12 protein-coding genes and 2 pseudogenes are annotated in these 11,455 nt (G+C 54.2%); 10 read left to right on the top strand and 4 right to left on the bottom strand.

Annotated elements, in window-relative coordinates:
* The first annotated feature begins 89 nt into the window (after nt 1-89).
* The 10 genes and pseudogenes from lepA (at nt 90) to JCM2850_RS16150 (ending at nt 8,567) form a co-directional block, all read left to right on the top strand.
* A pseudogene (gene lepA / locus JCM2850_RS16145) lies at nt 90-1,879 on the top strand (translation elongation factor 4).
* Nucleotides 1,876-2,622 carry a signal peptidase I gene (lepB, locus tag JCM2850_RS00655; protein ID WP_025869381.1) on the top strand — a complete coding sequence of 249 codons (747 nt, stop codon included), beginning with the start codon at nt 1,876-1,878 and terminating at the stop codon, nt 2,620-2,622. Before lepA ends, lepB begins: the two are co-directional and overlap by 4 nt.
* 30 nt (nt 2,623-2,652) lie before the next feature.
* Complete coding sequence (locus JCM2850_RS00660; RefSeq protein ID WP_234406006.1) at nt 2,653-3,036, top strand: DUF4845 domain-containing protein; 384 nt, start codon at nt 2,653-2,655, stop codon at nt 3,034-3,036.
* Between the two features lie 51 nt (nt 3,037-3,087).
* Nucleotides 3,088-3,768 carry a ribonuclease III gene (gene rnc, locus JCM2850_RS00665; RefSeq protein WP_025869383.1) on the top strand — a complete coding sequence of 227 codons (681 nt, stop codon included), beginning with the start codon at nt 3,088-3,090 and terminating at the stop codon, nt 3,766-3,768.
* The gene (gene era, locus JCM2850_RS00670; RefSeq protein ID WP_025869384.1) at nt 3,765-4,655 is read left to right on the top strand and encodes a GTPase Era; all 891 of its coding nucleotides are present in this window, start codon (nt 3,765-3,767) and stop codon (nt 4,653-4,655) included. The genes rnc and era overlap by 4 nt, the downstream gene beginning before the upstream one ends.
* A 210-nt stretch (nt 4,656-4,865) precedes the next feature.
* Nucleotides 4,866-5,594: a DNA repair protein RecO gene (gene recO, locus JCM2850_RS00680; RefSeq protein WP_025869385.1), complete on the top strand. Its 729-nt coding sequence runs from the start codon at nt 4,866-4,868 to the stop codon at nt 5,592-5,594.
* A complete protein-coding gene (locus tag JCM2850_RS00685) occupies nt 5,591-6,316 on the top strand; it encodes a pyridoxine 5'-phosphate synthase (RefSeq protein WP_025869386.1) in 726 nt (241 codons plus the stop codon). Before recO ends, JCM2850_RS00685 begins: the two co-directional genes overlap by 4 nt.
* Before the next feature lie 50 nt (nt 6,317-6,366).
* Complete coding sequence (gene acpS / locus JCM2850_RS00690) at nt 6,367-6,747, top strand: holo-ACP synthase (RefSeq protein ID WP_025869387.1); 381 nt, start codon at nt 6,367-6,369, stop codon at nt 6,745-6,747.
* Between the two features lie 343 nt (nt 6,748-7,090).
* Nucleotides 7,091-7,753, top strand: a complete 663-nt coding sequence (locus JCM2850_RS00700) for a hypothetical protein (protein WP_148301152.1) — start codon at nt 7,091-7,093, stop codon at nt 7,751-7,753.
* A pseudogene (locus JCM2850_RS16150) lies at nt 7,750-8,567 on the top strand (tRNA threonylcarbamoyladenosine dehydratase). The gene JCM2850_RS00700 and the pseudogene JCM2850_RS16150 overlap by 4 nt, the downstream one beginning before the upstream one ends.
* On the opposite strand, the gene JCM2850_RS00710 reads toward JCM2850_RS16150, so the two are convergent.
* The 4 genes from JCM2850_RS00710 to JCM2850_RS22170 all read right to left on the bottom strand — a co-directional run bounded on the left by JCM2850_RS00710 (nt 8,564) and on the right by JCM2850_RS22170 (nt 11,375).
* Entirely contained in the window at nt 8,564-8,827 is a 264-nt protein-coding gene (locus JCM2850_RS00710) for a hypothetical protein (RefSeq protein ID WP_025869390.1), read from the bottom strand. The pseudogene JCM2850_RS16150 and the gene JCM2850_RS00710 sit on opposite strands and share 4 nt — an antisense overlap.
* A 175-nt stretch (nt 8,828-9,002) precedes the next feature.
* Nucleotides 9,003-9,857, bottom strand: coding sequence for a TonB-dependent receptor (locus JCM2850_RS23230; RefSeq protein ID WP_051525205.1), 855 nt, complete (start codon nt 9,855-9,857; stop codon nt 9,003-9,005).
* Nucleotides 9,842-10,684, bottom strand: a complete 843-nt coding sequence (locus tag JCM2850_RS23235) for a TonB-dependent receptor domain-containing protein (RefSeq protein WP_267879226.1) — start codon at nt 10,682-10,684, stop codon at nt 9,842-9,844. Before JCM2850_RS23235 ends, JCM2850_RS23230 begins: the two co-directional genes overlap by 16 nt.
* Nucleotides 10,608-11,375: a TonB-dependent receptor gene (locus JCM2850_RS22170; protein WP_051525207.1), complete on the bottom strand. Its 768-nt coding sequence runs from the start codon at nt 11,373-11,375 to the stop codon at nt 10,608-10,610. Before JCM2850_RS22170 ends, JCM2850_RS23235 begins: the two co-directional genes overlap by 77 nt.
* Nucleotides 11,376-11,455 lie beyond the last annotated feature (80 nt).

Genomic DNA, 11,455 nt, shown 5'->3' on the forward strand with positions numbered 1-11,455 from the left:
GCGGGGTTTGTTGTAAAATCCGCTACTAATTAGTGTGTTGTAAAAGGGCGCTTCGGCGCCCTTCTTTGCTTGGCTTAACTCGATAAAACATGAAAAACATCCGCAACTTCTCCATCATCGCCCACATCGACCACGGTAAATCAACCCTTGCAGACCGTATCATTCAGCTCTGTGGCGGCTTGTCCGACCGTGAAATGGAAGCCCAGGTGCTGGACTCCATGGACATCGAGCGTGAGCGCGGTATTACCATCAAAGCACAAACCGCAGCCCTGGAGTACAAGGCGCTCAACGGTGAAATCTACAACCTCAACCTGATTGACACCCCTGGCCACGTCGACTTCTCCTATGAAGTCAGCCGCTCGCTGGCTGCCTGTGAAGGCGCACTGCTAGTGTGGATGCCTCCCAGGGCGTAGAGGCGCAAAGTGTGGCCAACTGCTACACCGCAATTGATCAGGGCGTGGAAGTTGTACCCGTACTGAACAAGATAGACTTGCCTGCTGCTGATCCAGAGCGGGTGATGCAGGAAATCGAAGACGTGATCGGGGTTGATGCTTCCGAGGCTGTGCGCTGTTCTGCCAAGACTGGCGTAGGCGTGCAAGACGTTCTTGAGAATATGATCGCCAGGATTCCCCCTCCTGTGGGCGACCCGACCAAGCCGCTCAAGGCCTTGATCATCGATTCCTGGTTTGATAATTACGTAGCGTCATCATGCTGGTGCGCGTGGTGGATGGCGTACTTAAGCCCAAAGACAAAATCCGCATGATGGCCACCAAGGCCGTGCATCTGTGTGAGCAGGTGGGTGTGTTTACGCCCAAGTCGCGTCAGCGCGCTTCGCTGTCCGCAGGTGAAGTAGGTTTTATCATTGCCGGTATCAAGGAACTGACCAGCGCCAAGGTCGGTGATACCGTCACTCTTGAATCCAGCAGGCCGAAGAAGCCTTGCCAGGTTTCAAGGAAGTACAACCACAGGTGTTTGCTGGTTTGTACCCGGTGGAATCCAATCAGTTTGAAGCCTTGCGTGAAGCGCTGGAAAAACTGCGCCTCAACGATGCCTCACTGCAATTCGAGCCAGAAAACTCCACCGCGCTGGGCTTTGGTTTCCGCTGCGGCTTCTTAGGTCTGCTGCACATGGAAATTGTGCAGGAGCGCCTAGAGCGCGAATACGATATGGACCTCATTACCACCGCTCCTACGGTGGTCTATGAACTGATGATGAAGTCTGGCGAGGTGGTGCAGATCGAGAACCCTTCACGTTTGCCTGAGCCTTCAAGAGTGGCCGAGATACGTGAGCCCATCATCAATATCAATCTGCTAATGCCACAGGACTATGTAGGCCCGGTCATGACCTTGTGTAATGGCAAGCGTGGCGTGCAGCGCAATATGCAGTATATGGGCCGCCAGGTCATGCTCAGCTATGAAATGCCGCTCAATGAAGTGGTGCTGGATTTCTTCGACCGCCTCAAGTCGGTATCGCGTGGCTATGCTCCATGGACTACGAATTCCTCGAGTTCCGTGCAGCGGATTTGGTCAAGCTCGACATTATGGTCAACGGCGAACGTGTTGATGCGTTGTCGCTAATTGTGCACCGCGCAACCAGCGTATATCGTGGCCGTGAACTGGTCTCCAAGATGCGTGAACTGATTCCGCGCCAGATGTTTGATATTGCTGTGCAAGCCTCTATCGGTGCCAACATCATTGCGCGTGAAACCGTCAAAGCCATGCGCAAAAACGTATTGGCCAAGTGCTACGGTGGCGATATTACGCGTAAGAAGAAACTGCTGGAAAAGCAAAAAGAAGGCAAAAAGCGCATGAAGCAGGTTGGTAACGTAGAGATTCCACAGGAAGCATTCCTGGCCATTTTGAGGGTTGAAGACAAATGATGTTTGCATTGTTCATGCTGGGTGTATTGGTCATTACCGGGGTGATCTGGTTGCTGGATAACCTGTTCTGGCGCAAGAAACGCGCAGCCGATGCTGCTGACCCTGTGATTGTCGAGTACTCCAAGAGCTTCTTCCCGGTGATTCTGGCGGTGTTCCTGATTCGCTCCTTTATCGTGGAGCCATTCAAGATTCCATCCGGCTCCATGATGCCAACCTTGCTGGCTGGCGATTTCATTCTGGTTAACAAGTTCAGCTATGGCCTGCGTGTGCCCATCCTCAACAAGACTTTCTTTGAGGTTGGCCATCCACAACGTGGCGATGTGTTTGTATTCCATTACCCACCTGACCCTTCCATTGATTACATCAAGCGCGTGGTCGGTGTGCCGGGTGACCGCATTGCCTACCGCGACAAGCGCCTCACCATCAATGGCAAACCTATTGAGACTACCTTTGCCGATGATTACAAATACGTAGGCACTGGTCTTAACATGATAGTGACCAAGCGTTACCAGGAACAACTGGGCGAGAAAAAGCACGATATCCTGATTGAAGAAAACGGCATGGCGTTCGATGGTGAAGTCGAAGTGCCGCCTGGGCATTACTTTGCCATGGGTGATAACCGTGATAACAGCAAGGACAGCCGTGTTTGGGGTTTTGTACCTGAAGATAACCTGGTGGGCCGTGCTTTCTTTATCTGGTGGAATTTTGACGATTTCGGCAGAATTGGCAGCAAGATCAACTAATTGAGGGCAGACATGATGATGAATTCAAGCATGATGCAACAGCCAGGCAAAAAGCTACAGCAAGGCATGACCTTTCTCAGCCTGGTGGTTGTGATTGTCATCGGCAGCTTCTTTGCCGTGCTGGCCATGAAGCTGGTGCCCTCCTATATTGAATATTTCACGGTCAAAAAAGCGCTTACCAGACTGGCTCATGATCCTGAATTCAAAAACATGAGCAAAAGCCAGATATTGGAAGCCTTCAACAAAACCACCACCATAGACAACATCACCAGTATTGATGGCAAGGATTTGAGCTTCCTGCGTGATGAAAGCGGCAAGACCGTGGTCTCCGTGGATTACCAAGTGGTCGTGCCCCTGGTGGCCAATGTCAGTGTATTGCTGGATTTCGAGGCTTCAACCGACAATGCACGTTAAACCCGCTGTGCACGCGCATGGCAGCAAGCAGCCCAAAGGCTGGGTGGTGGCATGATCCCGGCCAAACTCGCGCGTCAGCTGGGGCATGAATTCAGTGATCCGGAATTATTAAGGCGGGCACTGACCCACCGTAGCCACTCCAGCCAAAATAATGAGCGCCTGGAATTTCTCGGCGATGGCGTGCTGAATTTCCTGGTGGCGCATCAGTTATACCAGCGCTTTCCCAAGCTGCCCGAAGGTGACCTCAGCCGCTTGCGCGCGCAATTGGTCAAGGAACAAACCCTGAGCGAGATTGCAATCAGTCTCAACCTGGGGGAGTCCTTGCGCCTGGGTGAGGGCGAGCTTAAAAGCGGTGGCTGGCGTCGTCCTTCGGTACTCGCTGATGCGGTTGAGGCCATACTTGGTGCGGTATTCCTCGATGGTGGCTACCCGGCTGCCGATGCCCTGGTGCAGCGCCTGTTCCTGCCCTTGTTGGAAAATATAGACCCCAAAGCCATAGGCAAGGATGCCAAGTCGCTATTGCAGGAATGGCTGCAGGGGCGCAAGCTGGACCTGCCCGAATACACCGTGCTGGCGACCGAAGGCGAGGCACATTGCCAGACTTTTCTGGTCAGCTGCCATATCGCCAAATTCCAGATCACGACTGAAGGCCGTGGCGCCAGCCGCCGCGCGGCTGAACAACTGGCCGCCCAGTCTGCATACGAGCTATTGCTCACAAAAGGTAAACCATGAATACAACCAGAAATTTCCGCTGCGGTACCGTGGCCATTGTGGGCCGACCCAATGTCGGCAAATCCACCTTGCTCAACCATATCCTCGGCCTCAAGCTCAGCATTACCTCGCGCAAGGCACAAACCACGCGCCATCGTCTGCTGGGCATACACACCACCGCCGACACCCAGTTTCTCTTTGTTGATACCCCGGGTTTTCAGCAAAAGCATGTCAATGCGCTGAACCGCAGCCTGAACCGCACTGTGACCCAGGTTCTCAGCGATATTGATGTGGTGCTGTTTGTGGTGGAGCCACAAAACCTCACCGATGCTGATCGCAAAGTGGTGACCCTGTTGCCACGCAACCAGCCAGTATTCATGGTGATCAACAAGGCTGACCTCATGGAAGACAAGGGCAAGCTCTTGCCGCTGATTGAGACCATGAGTCAGGAATTCCCCTTCACAGGCATTATCCCGGTCAGCGCCAAGCGCAGCCTTAATCTGGATCAGCTGCTTGAAACCGTACGCGAGCACCTGCCTGAGCAAGCGGCGATTTACGGCGAAGATGAACTGACAGACCGTAATGAACGTTTCCTCGCCGCTGAACTGCTGCGCGAGAAAATCTTCCGCTTGCTGGGCGATGAAATTCCTTACTCTGTAGCCGTGGAAATTGAGAAGTTTGAGCAAGAAGGCAATCTGCGCCGCATTCATGCTGCGATTATTGTCGACAAGGAAAGCCAGAAGCCCATGTTGATAGGCAAGGGTGGCGAGAAGCTCAAGCGTATTTCTACCGAAGCGCGGCAGGATATGGAAAAGCTGTTTGATAGCAAGGTTTGGTTGGAGACCTGGGTCAAGGTCAAGGGCGGCTGGGCCGACGATGAGCGTGCCCTCAAAAGCCTAGGCTACTGAGGGGCCGCTTGATGCCAGGGGCAAATACGGCGTTGTCAGCCCTTGCCGTACTAGGTGTACTGTCTGCGGGCCTCCGCCTTGTCTTTGCCCCTGGCATCAAGCGGCTGGTTGGCTTGGCGTACTTAGAAAAAACCGCCAAAAATTTTCACTGCGCATACCTCATTTTGAATTAACCCAACTTCTTACCGACTCTTAATACTCTTTTAAGTAATGGCGACCACCCTCAATCGTCAGGATCATCAGCCGGTTTACGTGCTGCATACCTATCCCTTCAAGGAAACCAGCTTGGTGGCGGAGTTGTTCAGCCGCGATTTTGGGCGGATGGCGGTGTTGGCCAAGGGTGCGCGGCGGCCGCGGTCGGCGATGCGGGGGATGTTGCAGGCGTTTCAGCCTTTGCAGGCCACCTGGTCGGGCAAGTCTGAGCTGAAGAATCTGCATGGTATGGAGTGGGGAGAGGGGCTGCTGCTGTTGCAGGGTGAGGCTTTGATGTGTGGCTTTTACCTCAATGAATTGCTGCTGCGCTTGCTGCCGCGCGAGGATGGTCACGAGGCTTTGTTTACTTATTACAGCCAGACCTTGCGTAATCTTGCGCATCAGGCAGCGCCTTTGGCCAGCACTTTGCGCCGCTTTGAGCTCAAGCTGCTGCAAGAGCTGGGCTATGCCTTGCCCTTGGAGCAGGATGTCGCCGGGCAGGAGATTGCTCCCGATCAGTCTTACTACTATCTGCCCGAGCAGGGCGCGGTGGCTGGCAGGTCGGCGGCGCAGACAAATGGCGTACAATTATCCGGCGCTACTTTGCTGGATATGCTCAGCGATGATTACAGCAACCCGCAGACGCAACAACAAAGCAAACAACTGATGCGGCTTTTGCTGGCGCATTATCTGGGCGACAAGCCCCTGCATACGCGACAACTTTTAATGGACTTACAGGCATTATGATCAGACTAGGCGTCAATATCGACCATGTGGCCACCCTGCGTCAGGCACGTGGCACCCAGTATCCCAGCGTAGTACAGGCCGCTTTGCGCGCAGAAGAAGCCGGGGCTGACAGTATCACCATCCATTTGCGTGAAGACAGACGGCATATTCAGGATGCAGACGTTTTTGCCTTGCGCCCATTGCTGCAAACCAAAATGAATCTGGAGATGGCGGTCACCGATGAGATGGTGGGCATTGCGCTCAAGGTCAAGCCGCAGGATGTCTGCCTGGTGCCAGAGCGACGTGAAGAGCGTACCACCGAGGGTGGGCTGGATGTGGTCGGTAATCTGGGTACTATCAAGGCTGCCTGCAAGACGCTGAGCAATGCGGGTATTCGAGTGTCACTGTTCATAGGCCCTGATGTCGCGCAGGTAGAGGCATCCAAGGCGGCGGGTGCGCAGGTGGTCGAAATCCACACTGGCGCTTATGCAGATGCGGTGGGTGAAGAAGATAAGCTGGTCGAGTTGCAGCGCGTGCAGCGGGCAATTGATCATGGTCTGGCATTGGGCTTGGTGGTCAATGCGGGTCATGGGCTCAATATCCATAACGTACATGAGATTGCCAGCATTCCCGGTATAGAAGAACTCAATATTGGACATGCCATTGTGGCGCATGCCTTGTTTGTGGGCTGGGATAACGCGGTGCGTGAAATGAAGGCGCTGATGACACAGGCCGCCAGCTGAGCGATGAGTTAGGCGTTGTGGCAAATAATGAACTCCATAATGGGCCAGGCATGATTTATGGCATAGGTACCGATATCGTCGAGGTGGCGCGCATAGAGGATTCTCTCAGCCGCTTTGGTGATGCTTTTGCGCAACGCATACTCAACGAGCTTGAGTGGCAGGATTACGCCGCCAGCCGTGTCAAAGCCCGTTTTCTTGCCAAACGCTTTGCTGCCAAGGAAGCCTTTGCCAAGGCCTTGGGCACTGGCATACGTGGTGCGGCCAGTTTTGACAATATAGGCATAGGTCACGATGCGCTGGGCAAGCCTGAGTTTCAGCTTGCCCCCGCGCTGCAAGCGCTTTTGCAGCAAAAAGGCATAGGCAGTCTGCACCTATCCATCAGTGACGAAAAAGCTCTGGCTGCGGCCTTTGTGGTACTGGAAAAGGCTTGAGCGTGTTTTTATCTGCCCGCGGTTTTAGCGCTAGCCTGTTAAGTGCCTGTCTTTGGCTCATGATAAACGCAGCGCATGCCGAGCAATGGGTAGAGGCCGGGCAGAGCAGCGTGGGCAAGCATTATGTTGACCCTTCCAGCGTTACGCGTAACCCAGAATTGCAACAAGTCAGCGTCATGACCCGCGTGGATGAAGCCAATGGCGGACGCTGGCTTACCAGCATGCTGATAGAGTGCCAGCAGCATAGGTTCAGCTATCAACATGGTTACCATCTGGACGCGGCAGGCAAGCAAAGCTTCAAGTTTGATGCACCACGTGCCAGCGAACCCATCACGCAGCCTCGTTGCCAGATCAATTACAGCAGCAGTATTGCAGCGGGCTGGGGCAAGGCCAGGATAGCCCATTACAGCCCAGTCAATCCCAACTCAGCAAATCACTGCCCAGCAAATCCCAGTCATACCAACCGCAATGGCAACTGGTAGGTAACAGCAACACCGGGGAAGTCTCGTTTGACCAGAACTCACTGCGCGGTGGTGAATCTGGTCTGTGGACGGTGCATGCGCGCGTTAAGCCCTTCAACAAAAACGAGCAGACCCTGAGCACCATCAGCCTGGATTGCCGCGCCAACACCTTTAGTCTGCTACAAGCGCAGCGCGTACATGACGGCAAGAGCGAATCCCTGTTTGACAAGCCGCAGCCTATGGCGCCATTAGCCAAGTCTGCCACTGCCAAGCAGTTGGCCGCTGCGATTTGCCAACCGCAGGCCAAAACTGCGCGTAACCCTTTCCAAGATGACACCTGCAAAGGCTTGCAGGCTGAATTACAGGCGCTGGAAAACCGCGTGCAGGCGGATGTGGATGCCGATGCCTTGTATTGCGACACCATGAGCAAATATCTGGATCAGCTGGCCAGGCTGGGCCATGCCGTGGAACAAAATCATTGCGCGATTCATGGGCTGGAACAATATCAGCGTGAAATCCGCGCAGTGGGATGTGAGCAGCCATGAGTCATGATACTGAACTCGATTTTGAGCGTCGCTTTGGTGGCGTGCGCCGCCTCTATGGCGATGCAGCACTACAGCGTTTCCGTCAGGCGCATGTCTGCGTGATAGGCGTCGGTGGTGTAGGCTCTTGGGCGGTGGAAGCCCTGGCGCGTAATGCCGTAGGCCAGTTGACGCTGATAGATCTGGATAATATTGCCGAATCCAACGTCAATCGCCAGCTACATGCGGTGGAGGGTGCGTTTGGCATGGCCAAGGTCAGCGCCATGGCGCAACGCGTCAAGCAGATCAACCCACTGGCCCAGGTGCACGAAATTGAAGATTTCATCACGCCAGATAACCTGGATGCCATGTTAAACCGGGGCTATGACGCGGTGCTGGATGCCATTGATGATGCACGCGCCAAGACCGCACTGGCGGCCTGGTGTCGCCGTCACAAATTACCACTGGTGATGGCAGGCGGTGCAGGGGGGCGCTTTGACCCCACGCGCTTGCGGGTGGGGGATTTGTCTGAAGTGCAGGGTGACAGGCTGTTAGCCAAGGTGCGCAACCAATTGCGCCGTGATCATGGTTTCCCCAAGGCGGGTAATCAAGCAGTGCTTCTGCCAAAAAACCCGCCAAATTTGGCATACCCTGTATCTATTCCGATGAGCCTGTGCAGCAACCAGAAACCGTGAGTTGCGAGACGGATAATGCCATTACTGGCCTCAATTGCGCGGGCTATGGTTCCACGGTGACCGTCACCGCGCCCAGCGGCATGGCCGCAGCCGGACTGGTGCTGAAACTGCTGGCGCAACAAGCAGGCCAGGCTAAAGCCTAGCTGCTGATCACACGTTCATATTCAGGGAAATAGCGCGAGATCACCGCAAGGTCGAAACTGCGCAAAATGCTGGTATTGGGTTCACGCGCCAGCAGAAAATCAAAAGAACGGCTGACCAGTTCTTCAGTGCTGAAGCGCCCCTGGGTCAACCTGTCTGCATAATCGGTGGCTACGGTCACGCGGTGGGTGGTGGGTGAGGGAGTCTGGATGGCGACTTCAAATAATTGCTCATCTAACTTGTTGATCGAGATATTCGCCATCGCAATCCCCTGCGGTCATGAAGGGCATAGTGTAGCCGAAACCATCTACAGACTGAAACCATCGCTGGTAAAAATCCCTGGCAAATTCCCTTGTTGCATCTGAACGTAAAAAAGCCACCTGCGGCCAAATAGCAGCAGGTGGCTGGTTGCGTGCGTGCTTTATAAAAAGCTTTATTTAAAAATCGTAACGCAAGCTCGCACCTATGGTACGCGGCTGGGCAGCAGAGCCTGCATACATACCATTGCCAGAATTCACTAGCCCTAAGAAGTAGTGCTTATCAAACAGGTTCTTGGCCCAGATGGACAAGTCCCACTGGTTCTTGCCCTGGGGAATCCTGAAACCTGTAGTCAGATTGAACACACCATAGCTTGGAATCTTGGAGTACACGGAATTGTTCACGTCAGCGTAGGTTTCAGAGCGCCAGCCATAATTGGCAGCGGTGTAGTGCTCCACATTGCCATTGATGCTCCAGCGGTGTTGCAGGCCAGCATTGGCAGTCCAGCGTGGTGCGCCATTGACACGGTTGCCAGAGATACTGCGGAAGCCTTTGCCATAGCCACTGTTGGCATTGCCGCCTGGGCCATTGAATTCCTCGAATGGGGTAGGCGCGCTGCCATTATCAAAGGTCGCGTCTGTGTAAGCCGCATTGAAGTTCAGCAGCAGATGACTAGTCGCCTGGGCCTTGATGTCCAGTTCCACACCCTTGCTGGTAAGGTCACCCACATTGGAAAGCAGGGCGACATAATTGCCGTTGTTTTCCGTGGTGGTCACTGCCTGATAATCAGAGATTTTGGTCAGGAATACATTGGCATTGATATTGACGCGATTATCCAGCCAGGATGTTTTCAGGCCAATCTCCAGGTTACGTGCCTTTTCCGGCTCAATATTCAGTGCGCTATTGCCTAGCAATGCGGCAGGGGTAGTGACGCTGTTGACGTTGAAGCCGCCGGATTTTTCGCCCGTGGAGTAAGTGACAAAGCCCAGCACATCATCTTTAAAGCGGTAGCTTGCTGTCAGCAGACCAGCCAAACTTTCATCGGTGCGGCGTAATGTGCCGCTGTCGTAAGCACGGAACAGCGCAGACCAGCTGCATAAGGATTTGCCGGGTCTACCGTCTGCTGCTGTACGCTGCCTTCTTTCTTTTCTTGGGTGTAGCGCAAGCCCCCGGTCAGGTCGAATACCTGGCTAAGGTGCCAAGTGGCTTGGCCGAAAGCGGCATAGCTATCTGTAGATGATTTACCGATTCCTCGTAAGGATGCATTGGGGGGATTGGTTGTGGTGAGATTGAGTGCACTTGCACCAGTCGCATAGGCATTATCGCTGTTGATGTTCTGATGGTAGTAATAGGCTCCAACCACATAGTCATAGACTTCACCCAACGGTGAAGCCAGGCGTACTTCCTGCGAGTACTGCGACTCATCCACCTTGAAGCCGCCAACGATGCCAGGCAGGCGCGTAAAGTCCAGATCATTCTCAGGGCTGAATTTCCAGTCACGCCAGGCGGTGATAGAAGTCAGCTTGTAGCCATTGATATCCCAATTGGCCTCGGCTGATAAGGCGTCTTGATTGACGCGCGAACGCTGTCTGGCATCAAAATCTACCTTGTAGTCATAAGGGTCGCGGCTGATATTGCGTGCGCCCAGCAAGGTGGCGCGTTGGGCGTAGGTAGTGGCATTCGAGCCTGGCGTACCAAGTGGCAAGTTGGCCGCTGCCGCACCGCCTGGGTTCCATGGCCCGAAGCTGTAGGGAATTAGGCTGCCAGTACTGGAATCTTCCTCGTTATGCTCGGCAATCACGCGCAGATTGAACGTCTCGCTGGGCTTGAACAAGGCCTGCACGTAGACCTTTGCGATCAATCGCGTTGAGATCCTTGCCGTTATAAGTGTTCTTGATCCAGCCATCATCCTGGGTGTCATAAGCCGACAGGCGCACCGCCACGGTGTCGCTCAAAGGCTGGTTGATGCTGGCCTTGAACTGGCGATAGCCGCGCTCGCCGCCTGAAACTTCTACCGAGCGCTCTTCCTTGAATACCGGGGCGCGCGAGGTGATATTCAACACACCTGCGGTGGTGTTTTTGCCAAACAAAGTGCCTTGCGGGCCGCGCAAGAGGTCAATCTGTTCTATATCCAGCAGGTCAAACACGGCCTGACCGGGACGCCCGAGATAAACGTTGTCCAGATAAATACCAACGCTGCCTTCCAGGCCTTCATTGGCGGTATTGTTGCCTATGCCGCGCACCGCCACGCTGGATTGACGCGCATGGATAAACTGCGCGGTGAAGTTGGGCAGCAGTTGTTGCAGGTCCTGCACCTGGTAAATCTTGGTCTGCTCCAGTTGCTCGCCCTTGATCACGGTGATGGGGGCTGGCACGTCCTGTTCTTTTTCTGCGCGTCTTCGCGCGGTGACGGTGATATTGCCCAGACGGTTTTCGTTAGCGCTGTCTGACTGGGCGCTCACCGCTTGCGCTTCATCCGCATACACCGGGTTGTAAGCAGCGTGCACAGCCAAGGCAATGCCGCTGATGATCATAGGTTTCTTGAAGTTCATGCTTGGGTTCCCCTTTAAACTTGAAAACAAAACTTGAATGGCAAAACAGTAAATGCGTCAGCATGCAGCGCGGCGACAGG

Origin of the sequence: Methylobacillus glycogenes JCM 2850, assembly GCF_000617925.1 — a bacterium.
In the GTDB taxonomy this organism is placed as follows: Bacteria; Pseudomonadota; Gammaproteobacteria; order Burkholderiales; family Methylophilaceae; genus Methylobacillus; species Methylobacillus glycogenes.